Source organism: Roseateles sp. P5_D6, from assembly GCF_054049415.1.
Map to the genome: position 1 here is coordinate 1 of NZ_JBFUMK010000013.1, position 20,274 is coordinate 20,274.

Genomic DNA, 20,274 nt, shown 5'->3' on the forward strand with positions numbered 1-20,274 from the left:
GGCGGGCCGCGGGGCCGCGGCCACCGGGGCCGGAGCACGCGCGACCCAGCCTGGCGCGGGGGCTGCACGGGCCTTGATGACACTGCCGGGTAACGGCCCCTTGCGAAAGGCGAACGCAAGCGGAAGCTTTGCAGAGACGAAGCCGTGATCCGACAGCAGGGCCGTCTCCGACGGGCCGACGAACAGCCAGCCGCGCGGCGCAAGCAGCCGGCCCAGCACCGCGATGGCGCGATCCTGCGTGGCGCGGTCGAAGTAGATCAGCACGTTGCGGCAGAAGATGACGTCGTAGAGCCCCGTCCCGGCCACCAGGCCGTCCAGCAGGTTGCCCGGTCGAAACTGCACGAGCCCGCGCACCGCCTCCGTCGGGCTGTGGCCGCCCGCCGTCGCGATGAAGTGGCGATCACGGAACGCCAGGTCGCTGCCGCGAAACGAATTGCGGCCGTAGACCGCGCCCTGCGCCCGCGCCAGCGCACGCAGGCTGATGTCGACGGCATCGATGCGCAACGCATTGGCCGGGAAGCCGGCGTCGAGCAATGCCATGGCCATCGAATAGGGCTCTTCGCCGGTAGCGCACGGCACGCTCAGCAAGCGCAGCACGCCCTGCGCCTGAGCAGGCGCTCCCTCGCTGGCCAGGCGCGCCAGCGCCACGAAGGCCGCCAGGTCACGGAAGAACCAGGTCTCGGGCACGACCACCGCCTCGATGAGTTCCTGCAACTCGACGCTCGAGCCGCAGAGCCGTTCCCAGTAGGCCTGCGCGTCCGCCAGCCCGCAGGCCGACAGCCGCTCCTGCACCGCACGCTCGACGGACGCCGATCCGATCGAGGCCGCATCCAGGCCCATCGTCTGCTTGAGCAATTGCTCGAAACGGGTCATGTCCATCACGCTGCCCCGGCCTCGTCGAACAACATCGCGCGCAGCGACGCCGGAAGCAGACCCTGCACCTCGACGCGCTGGATCAGCCCCTGCGCGTCGGTCGTCACCGGGCCGAGCCAGGGCGCTGCGTCGACGTTGACGCCGGCCGCAACGAACTCCGCCGGCTCGCGGCGCAGCGTCTGCGTCGCCCTTTCGACCAACAGGCCGAGCAGGTGCGGGCCGGCTGCGGGATCGGGGAAAGTCAAGAGCACGATGCGCGTGCTCAGGCGGTTCGCTGACGGGCGGCCGAGCGCGAGTTCGCTGAGGTCGATGACCGGCACCGGCACACCTCGGTAGTCGCACAGGCCGGCCACCGTCGACGGCGCGAGCGGGATCGCCTTCACGCCAAGCCGCGGCAGGACGGCGACGACCTGGCCCGCGTCGAGGGCGTAGCGTTCACTGCCGATCTGAAAGAGGATGAACAGCATCCGGCCGGCCCTCGGGCCTCAGGCCTGCGCCAGTTTGAAGCGCGAGACGCCGCTGCGCAGCCCGCCAGCCGCCTGGTGCAAGCCGTCGATCGCCTGGCCCGACTGGCGCAGCGAGTCGACGGTCTGCTGGGCGGCTTCGGTCAACTGTGTCAGTGCCTGGCTGATCTGCTCGGCGCCGGTCGCCTGCGTCTGCACGCTTTCGCTGACGGCCTCGAAACGCGGCGCCAGGGCCTGCACCTGCGAGATGATCTGCGACAGCTGCGCGCCGACCTGCTGCACCTCCTGCATGCCGCGGCGCACCTCCTCGGAAAACTTGTCCATGCCCATCACGCCGGCCGACACCGCGGACTGCATCTCCTTGACCGTCTGTTCGATGTCGTAGGTGGCGACTGCGGTCTGGTCGGCGAGCCGGCGGATCTCAGTGGCAACCACGCCAAAGCCGCGCCCGTATTCGCCGGCTTTCTCGGCCTCGATGGCCGCGTTCAGCGACAGCAGGTTGGTCTGGTCGGCCACCTTGGTGATGGTGGTGACGACCTGGTTGATGTTGCCGGCCTTGTCGCTCAACACGGCGAGCTTGGCGTTGATCGAGCCGACCGCCTCCATCACGTTGTGCATGGTCTCGGTCATGCGCTGCAAGCCTTCCTGCCCGCCGCCGGCCAGCAAGGCGGTCTCCTCGGCGACCTGCGACACCTCGCTCATCGTCTTCACGAGCGCGCGCGACGTGGCGGAAATTTCCTTGGAGGTGGCGCCGATCTCGGTGGTCGTCGCAGCGATCTCGCTGGCGGTGGCCTGCTGCTCCTTGGATGTGGCGGCGATCTCGGTCGCCGAGGTGTTGACCTGGATGCCGGACTGCTGGACCTGGCCGAACAGCTCCGTCAGCTTCTCCGTCATCCGGTTGAACCCCTGCGCCAGCGTGCCGAACTCGTCGCGCCGCTCCAGGTTCATCCGCTGCGTCAAGTCACCGGTGCTGATCGCGTCGGTGGCGGTGAGCAACCGGTGCAACGGCCGGGTGATCGATTGCAGCAGGACATAGCCGAGCGCAAGCGCCAGCAACAGTGCCGCGGCGAGACTGACCAGGATGGCCATGTTGGCCGTTGCGACCGCGCTCATGATCTGCCGGCCTGCCGCCTCGGCATCGGCCATGTTGTAGTCGACGACGGACTGCACGGCGGCGCGCAGCTTGTTGTACTGCGGGTCAAGCTGGCTGTGCAGCAGCGCCCGGGCCTCGTCGCGCTTGCTGGCCGCGCTCAGCTTCAGGATGTCGTCCTGCGTGCGCAGGTAAGGATTGGCAACGTGGAGGTTCTTGAACGCCTCGTAGTTCTCGCGATCCTCGGCCGAGAAGATGGTGCTCTCGTAGCTCTTGGCCAGGGTCTCCAGCCGAGCCCGGTTGACCTGCAACTGCGACTCGATCTTGCGCGCCTCGGTTTCATCCTTCTCGAACACCTGCTCCTGGGTCAACGCGAAGTTCTCTTGCCAGGCGGCCAGCAGCTGGCTGCTGTACAGCATGCCGGGCAAGGCCTCCTTCTGGATGACGGTCGCGTCCTGCGCCACGCGAGCGAGGCGGGAATAGATGACGGCGCCCATGACGATCATCAACACCAGCACGGCGGCGAAGCTGGCGAGGATGCGGTGCCTCACTGTCAAGATATTCATCAAGTTCGGCTCCCTCGCCCTGCGTCATCCAGCCCGGCGGGCAAGTCGACGCAATGCAGCTCACCGTACGCCCTGTCTAACGCGATCTCCGTGCGGTGCCGAACATCCCGAGCGAAGAAATGGAGTTGGCCGCCGGGCGGCTCGTCGCGCCTTCAGCGGCTTTTTGTCATCGGGGGCGCGGCTTCTACCTCTGCCAATGGGCCGACCGGGAAGGCTCGTCCGAGCTGCAAGCCTTCGCGCAATGGGCAATGGCCCAGAGCCGGCACTGGCGGCGCTCGATTGACGATCAGTACACGAGAGAGAAGGTGACGTAGCCCTCACCCTCCTCGGCCAGATGCTTGATGCCCGACGTACCGGCACTGATGCCGATGAACCTGAGCTGTCTTTGAGTTTCCCTGGCGTGCTTGGCCAGTGCCAACGCCGCCGTCATCCTGTCGTTGGCATGAGGCGCCAGGTCGTTGTAGATAAGCTCGAGGTTCGCTCCGGCTGTCATCAGCGAACTCAGGAATGCGGGTTGGAGCGTGTTGTTGTGCATCTGGTCTCTCCATGGGTTGAGGGCAGCATAGTCTGCGAATTCCAGCACGACGACAGCCCGTTGTCCCGCCATGGCACCATATTGGCCCATGCCCCTGCACATCGCCTGCCTCTGCGCCGCCTGGTGCCGCACCTGCGAGTCCTACCAAGAAATTTTCGAAGCCGCCTGCGCCGAACTGCCCCAGGCCGGCCTGCATGTGCGCTGGATCGACATCGAGGACGAAGCCGAACTCATCGGCGACCTGGACATCGAGACCTTCCCGACGCTGCTCATCGCCGACGGCGAGCACATCCGCTTCGCCGGGCCGCTGACACCCCAGCCCGAGACGCTCAGGCGCGTGCTGCGGGCGCACCTGGCGGACGCGAGGCCCATGCCCGTCGAACCGGCCTACGTCGAGCTGGCCTCGCGCCTGCGCAGCGAAGCCTGAGCTGGCCAGGGTCAAGGCCGCCCAAAACGGCCTGTCCGAGCTGACAAAAGCTGCTGCCTTTCCACGATGCGGCAGAACCCACGTTTTTCATGGGGGAGATGTAGGACTGCGCTGACAGAGACACGCGACGCATGCTGCTGTGCCGGCGGCGCGCCGGCACCCAAAGTCGGAGCATGTCCGCACCGCCGCAACACCCGCCGCATGACCTGACGCCCACCGGCGCTGCACAAGCCTTCCTGCGCCTCGCCGGCGGCGCCGAAGCGGCCGCTGCCCCGGTGCGGGCCGTGCAGTTCGGTGCCGACCGCTTTGCCGAACATGGCCGCAGCCTGGCCGCGGCCCAGCGGGTGGACGATCCGCGCCAGCAGCCCCGCCCCTTCTCGCCGCGGCTGCGCAGCAATCTGCAGGTCTGGGCCGCCGCCCTGAGCGTGCTGTCCGAGGAAGGCCTGCAGGCCGACATCGACCCCGCCCACGCCTGGCTGCTGGACAACGCCCGCATCGTGCAGCAGCAGCTCGACGAGGTGCTGCACGACCTGCCGCGCAGCTACTTCCAGCGCCTGCCCCGGCTGGCCGACGAACCGCTTCAGGGCCTGCCGCGCATCTATGGCGTCGCCTGGGCCTGGGTGGCCCACGCGGACAGCTCGCTGGACCTGGCCCTGCTGCACCACTTCCTGGCCGGCCACCACGAGGCCGAGGCGCTGACATTGCGCGAGCTGTGGGCCCTGCCGTCCACGCTGCGCGTCGTGCTGGTGGAGAACCTGCGCCGCCTGGCCGAGCGCGCCGCCTGGCGTCATCTGGCGCGCCGCGCCGCCCAGCACCTGTTCGAGGCGCTGCCGCAGCTGGACGCGGCAGCGGTGCGCAACCAACTGCAGCAATGGCAATCGGCCTGGCCACGCGACCCGGCCATCACGGCCCTGGCCCTGCGCCTGCACGAGCGGCTGACCGACCGCGCCCTGGGCCAAGCCGAGCAGCGTGACTCCGATGACTCGTCCTGGGCGGCCGTGCACGCCTGGCTGGCCGAGGCGCTGCCCGACCCAGCCGCTGCGCAGGCCAGCGAGCAGGCCGAGAGCGCGGCCGACCACCAGAGCATCCGCAACGCCATCAGCAGCCTGCGCAACCTCGGCGCGGCCAACTGGGCCGGACTGTTCGAGGCTGTGCACCCGACGCTGCGCGCCCTGGGCCACATTGCCGTCTACCGCCAGGAGCACGAGGCCACGCGCGACATGGCCATGCACGCGATCGAGGCCCTGACCGAGCGCCACAACGTACCCGAGGCCGACGTGGCCCAGGTGCTGCGCCTGCTTTGCAACGACCCCGCCTGGGCCGAGGACGCAGAAGAGCGCGCCCCGCTGTACTGGCTGTCCGGCCCTGGCCGCGAACGCCTGCTGAGCGAACTTCGCCTCAAGCCTACCGCTGGCGAGCGCTTTGCCGCCGGGCTGCGCCGCCACAGTGTCGCCCTCTATCTGACCAGCCTGGCAGGGTTGCTGATCCTGGCCGAGCTGACGTTGCTGCTGCTGGGCCTGCCCCCGGGCGCCGGCTGGCCCATGGTGGTGGCGGCCGTGCTGCTGTCGCTACTGCCGGCCAGCGAGGCCGTGGTCGCGCTGGCCAACCGCCTCATCAGCGAGTCCGCAGCGCCGGCGCAGCTGCCGCGCCTGACCTGGCATCACGGCATTCCGGCCGGGGCGCGCAGCCTGGTTGTCATTCCCTGCATGCTGACGCGGTCCAAAGGCATCGCGACCCTGCTCGCCCAGCTGGAGCGCCACCACCTGGCCAACCTGGAAGACGAGGCGCAGTTCGCGCTGCTCAGCGACTGGACCGATGCCAAGGCCGAGCACCAGCCCCAGGACGCGGGCCTGCTCGCCCAGGCGCGCGCCGGCATCGAGGCGTTGAACCAGCGCCACGGCACGGCCTGCGAGGGCCGGCCGCGTTTCCTGCTGCTGCACCGCGAGCGGCGCTGGAGCGAGACCGAGCAGCGCTGGATCGGCTGGGAGCGCAAGCGCGGCAAGACCGAGGCATTGGCCGCCCTGCTGGCCGGTCAGCCGCCCGAGCTGCTGCCTGACCGCTTTGTCGACCTGGGCGAGCTGTCCACGCCCGCACCGGACATCCGCCACATCGTCACGCTGGATGCCGACAACGCCCTGCCCCCCGGCGCGCTGCGCGAGCTGGTCGCCATCGCCGCCCACCCGCTGAACCGCCCACGGTTGAGCCGCACATCCAGCGGCGCCGTCACCGTCGTGCGCGGCCACGGCATGCTGCAGCCACGCGTCGCCACGCCGCTGGCCACAGCCGCCGGCAGCTCCACGGTGCATGGCACCTGGTTCCACAGCCTGTTCGCCGGCCAGCCGGGGCTGGACCCCTACAGCGCCGCCAGCTCCGAGGTCTACCAGGACCTGTTCGACGAAGGCAGCGCCGCCGGCAAGGGACTGATCGACGTGCAGGCCGCAGCGCAGGTACTGGCCCACCGCATGCCCGAGGGCCAGGTGCTCAGCCACGACCTGCTGGAAGGCTCGCTGATGCGCTGCGCCGGCGTCAGCGACGTGGTGCTGGTGGAGCCCGCCCCCATGCATGCCGACGTGGCGGCCTCGCGCATCCACCGCTGGACGCGCGGTGACTGGCAGCTGCTGCCCTTCCTCGGCCACCCGCGCCGCTGGGGCCTGCACGGCATCCACATCTGGAAGATGCTGGACAACCTGCGCCGCTCCCTCGTCGCCCCGGCCGCCTTGCTGCTGCTGGTCGCGTCGTGGATGGGCCTGGGCCTGGCGCCGGCGTGGGCGCTGGGGCTGGTGGCCGCCACCTTCGGCGCCGGGCCGTTGATGGGCGCTCTGGCGGCCTGCGCGCCGTCGGGCGACCGCATCTCGCTGCCGCGCTTTTACCGGCAGGCGGCCATTGAACTCGGGCGCGCCATTGGCGGCGTCGTCTGGCACATCGCACTGCTTCCGGCGGCAAGCTGGCTCAGCATCGACGCCATCGTGCGCGCGCTGTGGCGCCAGCGTGTCAGCCACCAGCATCTGCTGGAATGGACCACCGCCGACGCGGCGGAAGCCGCGGCGCGCACCGACTGGCGCTCGCTGTGGCGCCAGCACAAGCATGTGACCTTTGCCACCGGCGCGCTGGCCCTGCTGCTGATGACGCCGGCCCTGATCGGCCGCCCCGTCGACTGGGACCAGGCCCTGCCGCTGCTGCTGGCCTGGGCACTGACGCCGCTGTGGATAGGCCTGGCCAGCCGGCCACGCGCCCGGCCGCGCCGCGAGGCCATCACCGACGACGAGCGCCAGTACCTGCTCAGCGTCGCCCGCGACACCTGGCGCTGGTTCGAACGCTGGGTCACCAAGGACGACAACGATCTGCCGCCCGACAACGTGCAGTTCGACCCCGACATCGCCGTCGCCCACCGCACCTCGCCCACCAATATCGGCCTGTACCTGCTGTCGGCCTGCTGCGCGCGCGAGTTCGGCTGGCTGCATGACGTCGGCCTGGCCGAGCGCATCGGCCGCACGCTGGACACGCTGGACAAGCTGCCCCGCCACCGCGGCCACTTCTACAACTGGATCGACACCCAGCGCCTGGGCGTGCTGGAGCCGCCCTACATCTCCAGCGTGGACAGCGGCAACCTCTGCGCCCATCTGCTGGTGGTCGCGGCGGCCTGCGAGGGCTTTGCGCGCGGGGGCGAGGGCATGCCGCCGCCGCCGGCCGTGGCCGAGGCGCTGAACGCCGTCGCCATGCGGGCGCGCGCCCTTGCGCTGGCCCACGACTTCAGCTGGCTCTACGACCCGCAGCGCCACCTGCTGCACATCGGCGCCGTCGCGGCGCAAGGCTCCGAGCCCGGCACCGAGCGGCTGGACCAGAACCACTACGACCTGCTCGCCTCCGAAGCTCGGCTGGCCAGCCTGGTGGCCATCGCCAAGGGCGACATCCCGCCGGCGCACTGGGGCGCGCTCGGCCGGCCCTTCTTCTCGCGCGGGCGCGTTACGGGGTTGAAGAGCTGGTCGGGCTCGATGTTCGAGATGTTGATGCCCTCGCTGGTGCTGGACGAGCCCACCGGCAGCGCGCTTGCGGAAGCCGCTCGCGCGGCCGTCATGGAGCAGATCCGCGCCGGGCGTGCGGCCGGCCTGCCCTGGGGCGTGTCCGAGAGCGCCTATGCCAAGCGCGACCGGAGCCTGGCCTACCAGTACGGCCCGCAGGGCGTGGCCAGCCTGGCACTGCGCGACACGCCGGTGGAGGAGATCGTCATCGCGCCGTATGCCAGCCTGATGGCGACCATGGTGATGCCGCGCGCGGCCGTCGCCAATCTGCGCGCGCTGCAGGCCCTGGGTGCCCGCCATGAGGGCGGCTTCATGGAGGCGCTGGACTACACAGTCGGCCGCCAGCCCGAAGCCACCAGCGAGACACCCCAGCAAGGGCGTCGCTTCCAGCGCATCGGCACGACGATGGCCCACCACCACGGCATGTCACTCGTCGCGCTGACCGAGGTGCTGTGCGGCGGCGCGCCGCAGCGCTGGGCTGACGCCGAGCCGCGCTTGTGCGCCGTGCGCTGGCTGCTGCACGAGCGCGCGCCGCACAAGGTGGCGCCACTGCGCGAACCGCCGCCGCAGCCCACTCGCAGCGCACCGCGCCGCGCCCGCATCTCGCTGGTCGTGCCCGAGCTGCATGGCCGCGCCCTGCCCGCCACCGCCTGGCTGGGCCATGGGCGCCTCAGCGCGATGGTGCGCGAGCATGGCGGCGGCACGCTGGTCTGGGGCGAGCCGGGTTCACTGGTGTTGGTGAGCCGCTGGCGCGACGATCTGCCGCAGGACCTGCTCGGCCACCACCTGCATCTGCGCGACCTGGACCTGCACTGGAACGGCGCGCCCGAGTCCAGCCCCTGGCGATCGCTCACGCTGCGGCCCACGCCCGGCCCGCAATGGCGCTATGGCTGCCGCCTGCACCCCGCCAGCGCGCAGTTCACGGCCGAGGGCGAGGAGTTGCACGCCCACACCGAGGCCTGGGTGGCCGTCGAGGACGACGTCGAGCTGCGCCGCATCACGCTGCGCAACCTCGCCCATCGGCCGCGCCGCCTGGCGCTGGTATCCAGCTTCGAGCCCGTGCTGGCGCCGGCCAAGGCCGACCTGGCCCACCCGGCTTTCGGCAAGCTCTTCCTGCAGGCACGTTGGGAACCGGGCCAGCAGGCCCTGAACTGGCAGCGCCTGCCGCGCAGCCCCAACGAGGCGCCCCTGCACGCGGTGCATGCGCTGGTGGGCGTGGAGCTCGAAGGCGGCGCACGGCTGGACCGTGTGCGCGCCGGTGCCGACCGCGCCCATTGGCTGGCACGCGGCGGCATGTCCGGCCAGCCCGGCGGTGTCATTGCGCATGCCGGCGTGCAAGCGCTGCTGGGCACCGACGTGACCGGCCTCAACACCGCGTCTGGCATGCTGGACACTGGCAACGACCCGATCTCGCTGCTGCACCTGGTGCTGCAGCTGCCGCCCGGTGCCAGCGTGACGCTGACGCTGGCCACCGCCGCCGCTCGCGAGCCGCAGACGCTCAGCCACTTGCTGGACAAGCTGCGCCAGCCGGCCCTGGTCGAGCGTGCGCTGACGCTGGCTCACACCATGGCCGGCGTGCGCACCCAAGGCGCCAGCCTCGCGCCGGGCGCCTGGCGGGCCGGCCTCACGCTGCAGACCCTGCTGACCTCGCAGGCCGCCCGCGAGAACCTGCCTCTGCCCGAGACCGGCTACGAGCGCGATGCGCTGTGGCGCCATGGCATCTCGGGGGACGACCCCATCATCCTGATGCGCGTGGCCGATCCCACCGGCGTCATCATGGTGCGCGAGCTGTGCGCGCTGCTGCAGGCCCAGGGCAGCCCGCTGCCAGTGGACGTCGTCGTGTTGGACGCCGAGCCGCCGTCCTATCTGGCGCCGGTGTCGCGCGCATTGCGGTCGCTGGCCGAGCAGCAAACCCATGGGCGCTGCCGCGTGCATGTGCTGTCGGACGAGACCGTGGGGCCGGACACGCGCTTTGCCCTCAACATGCTGGCGCGCGTGCGCTGGTTCGCCGATGGCCGGCCGCTGGCCCAGCAGCTCGAGCGCCTGGGGCAGAGCCACGAGCAAGCCGCCAAGGCCCGGCGCGGCGCCGGCGCGACGCTGGTGTCCAGCCTCGCTGCCCCGCCGGGCGCCGAGGCGCCAGACAGCGACTTCGAGGCCGACAGCGGTGCCTGCCGCTTCGAGCTGACCGAGCAAAGCCAGCCGGCGCGGCCGTGGATCAACGTCATCGCCAACGAGAACTTCGGCTGCCAGGTGTCCGAGCGCGGTGCCGGCATGGCCTGGGCCGGCAACAGCCGGCTGCACCAGATCACGCCCTGGTCCAACGATGCGCTGCTGGACTCGCCCGGCGAATGGCTGATCCTGCACTGCCTGTCCAGCGGCAAGGCCTGGCTGCTCGGCCGCGCCAGCCCGCACCAGAACGTGTCCCACCTGCCAGGAGCTACGGCCATGGCCTTCCAGCTGCCGGGCATGGTGGTGCGCCTGCGCTGGACGGTGGACGCAACAACCGCCGTCAAGCAATGCCAGGTGGAGTTGCACGCGGCGCCCGGCCGCCCGCCGCGCCTGCTGCGGCTGCTGGCCGCCGCGCAGTGGCAGCTGGGCATGGACAGTGGTGCGCGCCGCAGTGTCGTGACGCGACTGGAACCGCCCCAGGGTGACGGTCCGCTGCTGGCCCTGGCCACGCAGGCCGATGGGCTCAATGGCTTCGGCGGCCACACGGCCTGGATGGCACTGCGCCCGACCCGCGAGGGCGATGCGACGGCCGACCAGATCAACAGCCTGGCCGGCGATCAGGCCCTGTGGCCCTGGCCCGCGGACGCCGGCTTCACGCCCGACCTGAACCGACCGCACCCGTGGACGGCCGCCATTGAGGCCAGCGGCGACCGCCGCCTGCTGTTCGACGACGAAGGCCGCCTCGTCATGCCGCACGCGCTGGACGGCCAGGCCGGCCCGGCCACCGACCCGGCCGCCCTGCTGGCAGTGCCGATCCGCCTGGAACCCGGCCACGCCTGGCATGGCACGGTGCTGCTCGGCCATGCGCAGAGCCTGCCCGCCGCCCGCGAGCAGGCCGCCAACGCCTGGGCGGCCGACCCACTGCGCCGGCTGGCCGCCCAGCGCGAGGTCTGGCGGGCCTTGAGCGCGCCCGTTCAGGTGGCCACGCCCGACCCCGCCTTCGACGCGCTGGTGAACCATTGGCTGCCGGCCCAAGTGCTGGGCTGCCGCATCTGGGCGCGCGCCGGCTTCTACCAGGCGGGCGGCGCCTTCGGCTTCCGCGACCAGCTGCAGGACGCCATGTCCCTGGTGCAGCACGCACCCGAGCGCCTGGCCGCGCAGATTCGCCGCCACGCAGCCCACCAGTTCCCGCCCGGCGACGTGCAGCACTGGTGGCATGAGCCGGCCGGTGCCGGCGTGCGCACGCATTTCGCGGACGACCGGCTGTGGCTGGCGCTGGCGCTGGCCTTGTACGTCGAGCGCACCGCCGATACGTCGCTGGCCGACGAGATGCTGCCCTTCCTGCAGGGCCGCCCCGTGCCCGAGGGCGCCGAGGACATCTACGAGGTGCCGGCCATCAGCGACGAGCAGGCCAGCATCTACGAGCACGCCGCGCGCTCCATCGATGTCAGCCTGCCCGTCGGCGTCCATGGCCTGCCGCTGTTCGGTACCGGCGACTGGAACGACGGCATGAACCGCGTCGGCGCCGAGGGCAAGGGCGAGTCGGTGTGGATGGGCTTCTTCCTGTGCGCCGTCATCGACGCCCTGCACCCGCTGGCCATCGCCCGCGGCGAGCAGGCCCGCGCGGCGCGCTGGCGCCAGGCGCGCGACAAGCTGGCCAAGGCCCTGGACGCCGAGGCCTGGGACGGCCGCTGGTACCGCCGCGGCTGGTTCGATGACGGCAGCGTCCTCGGCACCCATGACGACAGCGAATGCCGCATCGACCTCATCGTGCAGGCCTGGGCCGTGCTGACCGGCGTCACCGAGGCCGACCGCGCCCGCCTGGCCCTGGACAGCGCCTGGCGCGAGCTGCATGACCGCGATGCCCACCTGCTACGCCTGCTGTGGCCGCCGCTGCAGCATCACCAGCCACCGGCGGGCTACATCCAGGCCTACCCCGGCGGCGTGCGCGAGAACGGCGGCCAGTACAACCACGCCGCCACCTGGGCCCTGATGGCCAGCGCCAAGCTCGGTCAGGCCGAGCGCGCCTGGGCGGCCTTCACGGCCATCAGCCCGGCCCACCGCGGCGCGCACGGCGCGGCCTATGGGCTGGAGCCCTTCGCCGTGGCCGGTGATATCGAAGCCGCCGCGCCGCACGCCGGCCGCGGTGGCTGGAGCTGGTACACGGGCGCCGCCGGCTGGCTGCTGCGCGCGGCGGTCGAGTCGCTGTGCGGCGTCAAGCTGGCCGATGGCCTGCTGCGCGTGCAGCCCTGCCTGCCGCCCCACTGGCCCGAGGCGCGGCTGCGGCTGGTGCACCAGGGTCGGCGTATCGACTTGCTGCTGCAGCGTGCCCCGACGGGCGCCGGCACCGCGCCGCCCGCCGGCTACCGCACCCTGGTGCCAGGATCGACGCTGGCGCTCGGGGAGGTCGACGGCGACCTGCAGCTTTGGGTGCCAGTCACCGATGCCCTGCCGGCCCGCAGGCCGGAACCGGCGGCAGCGTTCTGAAGCCCCAAAAAGCAAGCGGCCCCGAAAGGGGCCGCCGTAGCGAATCAGGGGAGGATCAGACGACCAAGCTCAACACCACGGCCATGAGGACGCTACCCAGGACGACGGTCGTGAACAGCCGGTCGCCGATGGCGCTGTCCAGGAATTCCAGCGAGCACAGCATGCGCTGCTTGCGGTCTGACAGCGTGCGGCACTGGCGCAGGTGAACGCCCAGGCTGTCCAGGTGCTGACGCAGCAGATGATCGGTGGCGCGAGACATGGATGACCTCCTCTGAAAACGATGCCTTCAACTGTAGAGAGAACCTGGCTTCGTTGCATTCGGACACGAAGGGGCCCGCGTGTAGGCCTTGTCTGACATTGCGACGCATGCCATGAGGCACCATGCGGCAATGAGCACCAGCCGGCAAGCACTTTGGTTGTTGACCCTGCTAACCGCGTGGTTTGCCGGCATGGCGCAGGCCGCGCCAGCGGCGCTGCAAGTCGGCTCCAAGCGCTTCACCGAGAGTTATCTGCTGGGCGAGATCGTCACGCAGACCTTGGTCGGTCAGGGTGTCGCCGCTGAACACCGCCAGGGCCTGGGCAATACCGCCATCCTGGCCGCGGCCCTGCAGCAAGGCCAGATCGATCTCTACCCGGAGTACACCGGCACCATCGTGCGCGAGTTGCTCAAGCGCGAGTCATCTGCGGATGCGCAGGCACCGCTGGCGCAGATCAACGCGTGGCTGAAGCCGCTGGGCCTGAAGGCCGGCGTACCACTGGGCTTCAACAACAGCTATGCCCTGGCCCTGCGCGAGGCCGACGCGGCGCGGCTGGGCATCACGACGATCTCGGAGCTTGCCGCCAAGGCACCGCCGGCACTCAAGGCTGGCCTGTCGCACGAGTTCCTGGCCCGGGCCGACGGCTGGCCGGCGCTGCAGCGCGCCTATGGCCTGAAGCTGCAACCCGGCGCCGGCCTGGACCACGGCCTGGCGTATCAAGCCCTCGCCAATGGCCAGGTCGACCTCATCGACGTCTACACCACCGACGCCCAGCTCGCCCGCCAGCCCGTGCGGGTGCTGCGCGATGACCGCGGCTTCTTCCCGCGCTACGACGCGGTGCTGCTGATGCGGGCGGCGGTCGACGACAAGCCGTTGCAGGGCCTGGCCGGCCGCCTGCCCGAAGCCGAAATGACCCGCCTGAACGCCGCCGCCGAGCTGGACGGCCGGCCCTTTGCCGACGTGGCGCACGGCTTCCTGCGGTCAGACTCGGGCGGCACGGGACACCAGGGCTTGATGGACCGACTGTTTGCACCCGATCTGCCCAAGCTGCTCGCCCAGCATCTGGCCCTGGTGCTGGCCTCGCTCGCGCTGGCCGTGGCCGTGGCCGTGCCCCTGGGCATTGCGGCGCATCGCCTGCCGCGGCTGGCGGCGCCCGTCATGGCCGTGGCGGGCCTGCTGCAGACCCTGCCTTCGCTCGCCCTGCTGGCTTTCTTGATTGCCCTGGTTGGCCGCATCGGCTTCGTGCCGGCCCTGCTGGCGCTGTTCGTCTATGCGCTGCTGCCCATCGTGCGCAACACCCATGCCGGGCTGCAGGCCGTGTCTGGCGGGCTGACCCATGCCGCCTTGGCGCTGGGCCTGACCCGCGGCCAGACGCTGCGCGCCATTGAGCTGCCACTGGCCCTGCCGACGCTGATGGCAGGGGTGAAGACGGCAGCGGTCACCAACGTCGGCACGGCCACCGTCGCGGCCTTCGTCGGCGCGGGCGGCCTGGGCGAGCGCATCGTCGCGGGCCTGGCCGTCAACGACAGCAAGCTGATGTTGGCCGGCGCCCTGCCCGCCGCGGCCCTGGCCGTCATCGTGCAACTGCTGTTTGATGCGCTGGAACGCCGGGTCGCGCACAATGGGCCACAAGAATCTCGGGATCGAGGGGCATGAACGCAAGGGTGCGATCGGGCTTGTGGCTATTGGGCTGGCTGGTGGCAATGACCGCCGAGGCCGGCTGCTCGCGCCCCCTCAACGTACCCATGGCCCCTATCGGCCTGAGCGTCAGCTTCGAGGACGGGCGCGCCCAGGGCATCTATCCGACGCTGCTGCGCGAAGTGGCGGCCAGCGCGCCCTGCCAGTTCAATATCCACAAGGTGCCACGGGCGCGGCTGCAGACGATGTTCGACGCTGGTCAGGCCGACATCCTCATGCCGGCCTCATCAAATCCCGCACGTGATGCCGTGGGCGAGTTCGTGCCACTGATCCAGGTGCGGGCCAGCCTGCTGACCCTGGACGCCGACACGCCCGTGCCGCGCTCGCTGGCCGAGCTGCTGGCCCAGCCGGACTACAAGCTCGTCGTCGTGCGCGGCTTCTCTTTCGGTCCGGCCTATGACGGTGCCATCGCAACGCTGCGCCAGCGCCAGCGCCTCGTCGAGGAGGCCGACCCCACCGGCGTCGCCCGCGCTCTGCGCCAGGGCCTGGCCCAGGCCAGCGTCATGACGGCGTCCATCCTGGTCGGCACGCTGGTCAATGAGCCCGAGCTGACGCCGTTGCTGAAGCGCCTGCGTGTCGAGCCGCTGGAGGAACTGGGCTGGCACGCCAGCGGCCTGTATCTGTCACGCCGCGGCCTCGTCGAAGCCGACCGGCGCCTGCTGCGCCAGGCTTTCGGCCAGATGGCACGCAACGGGCGCGTGTGGCAGCTCTTCAACGAGGCCCACCCGGCCGGCAGCCTGGGCGTCAGCATCCGGCCTTTGCCCTGATTCAGCGCACCTGGCTGCTGTAGTCCAGCGGCAGCCACTGCCAACCCTTGCCCGCCTGGCGCATCCACGCGGTGCGCCTGCCCGGCCGCAGCCACGCCACCAAAACCAGGCTCTTCATCGACCACCCGCGCGCGGAGATTGGCGACACGCCCTGGTGGGACCGGCAGGTGCGGGCCATCGCTGTCTCATCCTGATTGGGGATTCGCTGGCGGCGGCGGGCGCATAAGGTCGACACCTCTTCTTCCTGATGGGAGCCGTTGCCATGTGCATTGCCAAGAGCGTCGGGCTGGGTGCCCGCAACGATGTCGCCGATGTCCGCATCGTCCAGGTCCTGCTCAACATGAACAGCGAGGCCTGGAGCGGCGCAGCGCTCAAGCAGTTGGGGGTGGACGGGCAGATCGGCCCCAACACCATCGACGCGATCCGTGCCTTCGAGACCCAGGCCATGGGCCTGCCGGAGTCGGATGGCCTGGTGACACCGGGCGACGCCACGATGACGCGGTTGCTGGCGGGCCTGCCTCCCGGCGCGACCAAGGAGAAGCTCGGCATCGTGATGCCACGGGCCATGCAAAAGCGCATCGACCTCTACTTCGAGCCGCTGGTGAAGGGCATGACACGCTATGGCATCGACACGCCGCGGCAGATCGCCCACTTCATCGCCCAGCTCGCACACGAGTCCGGCTCGCTGCTCTATTCCGAGGAACTGGCCAGCGGCAACGCCTATGACGGCCGCACCGATCTCGGCAACACGGAGCCCGGCGACGGCCCACGCTTCAAGGGCCGCGGGCTGATCCAGCTCACCGGTCGCAACAACTACCGGGACTACAGCAAGTTCACCGGCACCGATTACATCAGCGACCCCACGCAGCTGGCCCAGGACCCGTTCGCCTGCGTCGATGTGGCCTGCTGGTTCTGGAAGACGCGTGGCATCGGCCCGCTCGCCGAAGCCGACGACGCCAAGGCTGTCACCAAGCGGATCAATGGCGGCTACAACGGGCTGGACGATCGCCTGGAGCATCTGGCGCGCGCCAAGGCCCTGCTGGGGCTCTGAACCTCGCGCTGCTGCGACGTCTCCCGACGCCACGCCCAAACGCAAAAAAGGCACTTGGCGGTTCGCCAAGTGCCTTTTTGCTTCTTAAATTTTGGTGGGCCCTGAGTGACTCGAACACTCGACCTACGGATTAAGAGTCCGCTGCTCTACCAACTGAGCTAAGAGCCCTGATTCAACTAAGCGGACTTAGCTGAGCCAAAGATTGTAGCGTTGATTCCGTCGAATCATCGCTCTAAATTCTGGTGGGACGTGCAGGATTCGAACCTGCGACCAACGGATTAAAAGTCCGCTGCTCTACCGACTGAGCTAACGTCCCGTGTCAAGCAGAGCCCGCCATTATAGGCAGGTTTTTAGAGGCTCCGCAAGAAATCCTCGAATTGCCGTCAGCCCGGTTTTCGACTCAGATGCAGGCGCTGCAACTCGGCTGCCGCGCACAGGCCAAAGGTCGCCGTGACGGTGACGCTGGAGCCGTAACCATGGCAGTTCAGGCTGCCATCAACATCACAGGCTTCGCCCTCACCTTGCTGCGGCAGATGCACCGGCTCACGTGAGTACACGCAGGCGACACCCATCTTCCCGGCACGCGCCGCACCGTGGTGCTTGCGCAGGCGCTGGCGCAGCGACGCCAGCAGCGGATCGTGAGTCGTGGCGCTGAGGTCGTCGAGCTCCACGCGATGCGGCTCGCGCTTGCCGCCGGCGGCGCCGACGGTGACGAAAGGCAGCTCAAGCTCACGGGCCCAGGCAGCCAGCACGGCCTTGGCGCGGACCTGGTCGCAACAGTCGATGAGCCCGTCGAACTCCGCATCGCCGATCAGCGCGGGCCAATTCTCGGGTTCGACAAATTCCTCGACGACGTGCACCGCGCAACCGGGGTGGATGTCGGCAATACGCTGCCTCAGCGCCTCAGCCTTGGCCATACCGACGGTCGACCCGAGAGCCTGGATCTGGCGGTTGATGTTGGATTCGGAAACCTGGTCCAGGTCGATCAGCGTCAGCTCCGCCGCGCCACTGCGCGCCAGGGCCTCGACGGCCCAGGAACCGACGCCGCCCAGGCCGACGACCGCGAAGCGCGCGGCGCGCAGGCGCTGGTAGGCGACGTCGCCGTGCAGACGGCGCAGGCCGCCGAAGCGGCGCTCCAGATCAGCGTCCAGCTGATCAGCGGACATCAACGCAGTGCCGCCAACCGTTCCTTGGCGGCCTGGGCGGCCTCGGTGCCGGGATAGGCCTTGATGAGGTCGTCGAGGCTGCGCCGGGCGGACTTGTTGTCCTTCAGCTCGATCTGGCAATTGGCCAGCGCGAGCAGGGCTTCGGCCGCGCGCGGATGGTCAGGATTGCCGGCGATGAAAGCTTTGAAGGTCGCAACGGCGTCCTTGTAGTCGCGCTTGCCGTACTGGGCATTGCCGAGCCAGAAGCGCACCGAGTCGGTATAGCCGCTGGCGGGGTAGCGCTTCAGGAAGGCATTGAGCGCGGCGACGGCCTCGGCGAAGTCGCCACGGCGCACGAGGCCGATGGCGGCTTCGTACTGGTTGCGCTCGTCGGGGTTGACCTGGAATTCGCGGCCATCGAGGCTGACCTTCTGCGGCTCCAGCGGCTTGAAGCGCGCTTCGACGGACTGCGACTGGTCGGTCAGCTTGCGCTGCGTGTCGGCCAGGTCGCGGGCGAGTTGCTCGTTGGCGCCGCGCAGCTTGGCGATCTCGCTGCGCAGCGCATCGATCTGGCCATTCAGGTCCAGCATGCTGCGGCGCAGCGGCTGCAACTGATCCTGGACCAGCGTGTTGAGCTGTTCGGCACGCTGCTTGGCAGCGTCCTCGTTGGCCTTCACCGTGCCACGCAGCTCGAGGATGGCCTTGCGGGCTTCATCATCCTCGAACAGGCCCGCCTTTGCGGGCTGCATGAAAGCCGCGCTCGCGGCCAGCGTCATCAGCGACAGTCGCAGAGCGCGCATCACTTTCACTTGTCCTTGAGCTCGACGCGACGATTCTTGGCCCAGACTTCTTCGCCGCTGCCTTGAGCGGCAGGGCGCTCCTTGCCGTAGCTGACAGCTTCGACCTGGGCCGCACCGACGCCCAGCAGCGTCAGCGACTTGGCAACGGCTTCGGCACGGCGCTGGCCGAGGGCCAGGTTGTACTCGCGGCCGCCGCGCTCGTCGGTGTGGCCTTCGAGGTTCAACGCGGCGCGCTTGTTGGCGTTCAGGCGCTTGGCGTGCAGGTCGACCAGCGGGCGGTACTCTTCCTTGACGACGTCGCTGTCGTAGTCGAAGTAGACGACGCGATTGGCGCCCTTGTTGACTTCCTGGGTGTACTGGCTGAACAGGTCAACCGTCGGGACAGCGGTCTGCGCGGTTGTCGGCTGCTGCTCAGGGGTCGCCGGGGGCGGTGTGGGCTGGCGCGTCTCGACCGGCGCGGGCTCGTCCAACTTGACGGCGGAGCTGCAGCCGGCCAAGGCGGCGGCGGCAATCAAAGTGAGCGCATAGCGGGTCAGTTTCATTCGAATAGTCTCCACAACAGACAGGGGGCGGGGGATGGGGGGGCGCAGCGCCATCGGCGGCGCGGGCGCGCCATTGTCCAACACGGTGCGAACTGTCAAGTTACTGGCGTGTAAAAGGACCCCACGTGGGTTCACGAACCTCTACCAAAGTGACGAGCAGCGGYGTCTTCATCTTGCCGTCCAGCGTCGTCGTCATCAGCACTTCCTTGCCGCCGGCACGGCTCGCGTACACGATGAGCTTGCCATTGGGCGCGAACGCCGGGCTTTCGTCGTCGTTGGCTTCGCTGATCTGCTGTGACTGGCCGGTGCCGAGATCCATCACCGACAGGCGGAAGGCACCACTGATGCGGGTGATGTAGGCCAGCGTGCGGCCGTCAGGGCTGACCGCCGGGCTGATGTTGTAGTTGCCGTTGAAGGTCACACGCTCGGCCGCGCCGCCACTGGCCGGCATGCGGTAGATCTGCGGGCCGCCGCCACGGTCGCTAACGAAAAAGATCTTGCTGCCATCGGGCGAGTAGCAGGCCTCGGTGTCGATGGCGCCGCTTTGCGTGAGGCGACGCAGGCCCGAGCCGTCACGGTTGATGACGAAGAGCTGGGTCCCCCCCTCGCGCGACAGGCTGAGCACGAGCTGCGAGCCATCGGGCGACCAGGCCGGCGCGCTGTTGGTGCCCTTGAAGTCGGCCAGCACGCGGCGGCCGCCAGTCTGCACGTCCTGGACGCGCACCGTGGCCTTGCGGCTTTCGAAGGTCACGTAGGCGAGTTCGCGGCCATTGGGCGCCCAGGCTGGCGAGATGATGGGATCGGGGCTGGTCAATGCAACCTTGGCGCCCTCGCCGTCTGCGTCGGCAACGACCAGGCTGTAGCGCGGGCCGGCCTTGGTCACATAGGCCATGCGGGTGGCGAACACGCCGCGCTCGCCGGTGAGCTTCTGGTAGATGGTGTCGGCGATGCGATGCGCGGCAAGGCGGGCATCATCGGGATGCACGGCATGCGCTTCGCCGAGGAGCTCGGTGCGGTTGACGACGTCCCAGAGCTTGAAGCGGATATCCAGCCGTCCGTCGGCCAGGCGGGTGATCGAACCCGCCGCAAGCGCATCGGCCTGGCGGGCCTTCCAGTCGGGCCAGGCCGGGCTGCTCGTCTCGTTCAGCCCGGCGGGTGCATCGACGCTGCGAAACAGGCCGCTGCGTTCCAGGTCGGCGCGCACGATGGCGGCGATCGGCTGGGCCGAGGCCTTGGCGTCATCGCGGAAATCGACGATGGCCACCGGGATGCGGGTGCCGCCCGTGCCGGCGATGTCGATGCGCACCTGGGCCAGGGCCGAGGCGGCAGGAAAGGCCGCAAGCGCGGCAAGGCTGAGACGGCGAGAGATCATGCAGTGGACTTT

Annotated in this window: 14 protein-coding genes and 2 tRNA genes; 5 read left to right on the plus strand and 11 right to left on the minus strand. The window is 69.8% G+C overall.

The features are described from left to right. From ACXJKM_RS17930 to ACXJKM_RS17945, 4 genes are all read right to left on the minus strand, one after another. A partial coding sequence (locus ACXJKM_RS17930; protein WP_457354127.1) for a CheR family methyltransferase occupies window positions 1-879 on the minus strand: 879 nt, incomplete at its 3' end. Next, window positions 879-1,340 (minus strand): chemotaxis protein CheW, encoded by a 462-nt coding sequence (locus ACXJKM_RS17935; protein ID WP_457354129.1) that lies wholly within the window; start codon window positions 1,338-1,340, stop codon window positions 879-881. The genes ACXJKM_RS17930 and ACXJKM_RS17935, both read right to left, overlap by 1 nt. An 18-nt stretch (window positions 1,341-1,358) precedes the next feature. Then, a complete protein-coding gene (locus ACXJKM_RS17940; RefSeq protein WP_457354131.1) occupies window positions 1,359-2,993 on the minus strand; it encodes a methyl-accepting chemotaxis protein in 1,635 nt (544 codons plus the stop codon). A 286-nt stretch (window positions 2,994-3,279) separates the two neighbouring features. After that, window positions 3,280-3,528 carry a hypothetical protein gene (locus tag ACXJKM_RS17945; protein ID WP_457324834.1) on the minus strand — a complete coding sequence of 83 codons (249 nt, stop codon included), beginning with the start codon at window positions 3,526-3,528 and terminating at the stop codon, window positions 3,280-3,282. A gap of 88 nt (window positions 3,529-3,616) precedes the next feature. On the opposite strand from ACXJKM_RS17945, the gene ACXJKM_RS17950 reads away from it, so the two are divergent. Together ACXJKM_RS17950 and ACXJKM_RS17955 are read left to right on the plus strand one after the other, a co-directional pair. Beyond that, the gene (locus ACXJKM_RS17950; RefSeq protein ID WP_235532012.1) at window positions 3,617-3,955 is read left to right on the plus strand and encodes a thioredoxin family protein; all 339 of its coding nucleotides are present in this window, start codon (window positions 3,617-3,619) and stop codon (window positions 3,953-3,955) included. Between the two features lie 173 nt (window positions 3,956-4,128). Beyond that, entirely contained in the window at window positions 4,129-12,630 is an 8,502-nt protein-coding gene (locus ACXJKM_RS17955) for a GH36-type glycosyl hydrolase domain-containing protein (RefSeq protein WP_457354133.1), read from the plus strand. A 55-nt stretch (window positions 12,631-12,685) separates the two neighbouring features. Here the strand turns inward: ACXJKM_RS17955 and ACXJKM_RS17960 are convergent, their stop codons facing one another. Further along, complete coding sequence (locus ACXJKM_RS17960) at window positions 12,686-12,889, minus strand: hypothetical protein (protein WP_056198956.1); 204 nt, start codon at window positions 12,887-12,889, stop codon at window positions 12,686-12,688. A gap of 130 nt (window positions 12,890-13,019) precedes the next feature. Between ACXJKM_RS17960 and ACXJKM_RS17965 the strand changes: the two genes are divergently transcribed. The 3 genes from ACXJKM_RS17965 (at window position 13,020) to ACXJKM_RS17975 (ending at window position 16,403) form a co-directional block, all read left to right on the plus strand. Continuing rightward, window positions 13,020-14,543 carry a glycine betaine ABC transporter substrate-binding protein gene (locus ACXJKM_RS17965; RefSeq protein WP_457354135.1) on the plus strand — a complete coding sequence of 508 codons (1,524 nt, stop codon included), beginning with the start codon at window positions 13,020-13,022 and terminating at the stop codon, window positions 14,541-14,543. Window positions 14,544-14,632: 89 nt separating this feature from the next. Beyond that, window positions 14,633-15,352 carry a substrate-binding periplasmic protein gene (locus tag ACXJKM_RS17970; RefSeq protein WP_162247805.1) on the plus strand — a complete coding sequence of 240 codons (720 nt, stop codon included), beginning with the start codon at window positions 14,633-14,635 and terminating at the stop codon, window positions 15,350-15,352. Window positions 15,353-15,599: 247 nt separating this feature from the next. Then, entirely contained in the window at window positions 15,600-16,403 is an 804-nt protein-coding gene (locus ACXJKM_RS17975; RefSeq protein ID WP_200955295.1) for a glycoside hydrolase family 19 protein, read from the plus strand. 92 nt (window positions 16,404-16,495) lie between these two features. On the opposite strand, the gene ACXJKM_RS17980 is transcribed toward ACXJKM_RS17975, so the two are convergent. The 6 genes from ACXJKM_RS17980 to tolB form a co-directional block, all read right to left on the minus strand. After that, a tRNA-Lys gene (locus tag ACXJKM_RS17980) sits at window positions 16,496-16,571 on the minus strand. A gap of 72 nt (window positions 16,572-16,643) precedes the next feature. Next, window positions 16,644-16,719 (minus strand) — tRNA-Lys (locus ACXJKM_RS17985). Between the two features lie 67 nt (window positions 16,720-16,786). Then, the gene (locus tag ACXJKM_RS17990; protein WP_056198965.1) at window positions 16,787-17,569 is read right to left on the minus strand and encodes a tRNA threonylcarbamoyladenosine dehydratase; all 783 of its coding nucleotides are present in this window, start codon (window positions 17,567-17,569) and stop codon (window positions 16,787-16,789) included. Further along, a complete protein-coding gene (ybgF, locus tag ACXJKM_RS17995) occupies window positions 17,569-18,348 on the minus strand; it encodes a tol-pal system protein YbgF (protein ID WP_457354137.1) in 780 nt (259 codons plus the stop codon). The genes ACXJKM_RS17990 and ybgF overlap by 1 nt, the downstream gene beginning before the upstream one ends. A 5-nt stretch (window positions 18,349-18,353) precedes the next feature. Beyond that, window positions 18,354-18,890 carry a peptidoglycan-associated lipoprotein Pal gene (gene pal / locus ACXJKM_RS18000; protein WP_457322682.1) on the minus strand — a complete coding sequence of 179 codons (537 nt, stop codon included), beginning with the start codon at window positions 18,888-18,890 and terminating at the stop codon, window positions 18,354-18,356. Window positions 18,891-18,990: 100 nt separating this feature from the next. Continuing rightward, window positions 18,991-20,262, minus strand: coding sequence for a Tol-Pal system beta propeller repeat protein TolB (tolB, locus tag ACXJKM_RS18005; RefSeq protein ID WP_457354139.1), 1,272 nt, complete (start codon window positions 20,260-20,262; stop codon window positions 18,991-18,993). Between the last annotated feature and the right edge of the window lie 12 nt (window positions 20,263-20,274).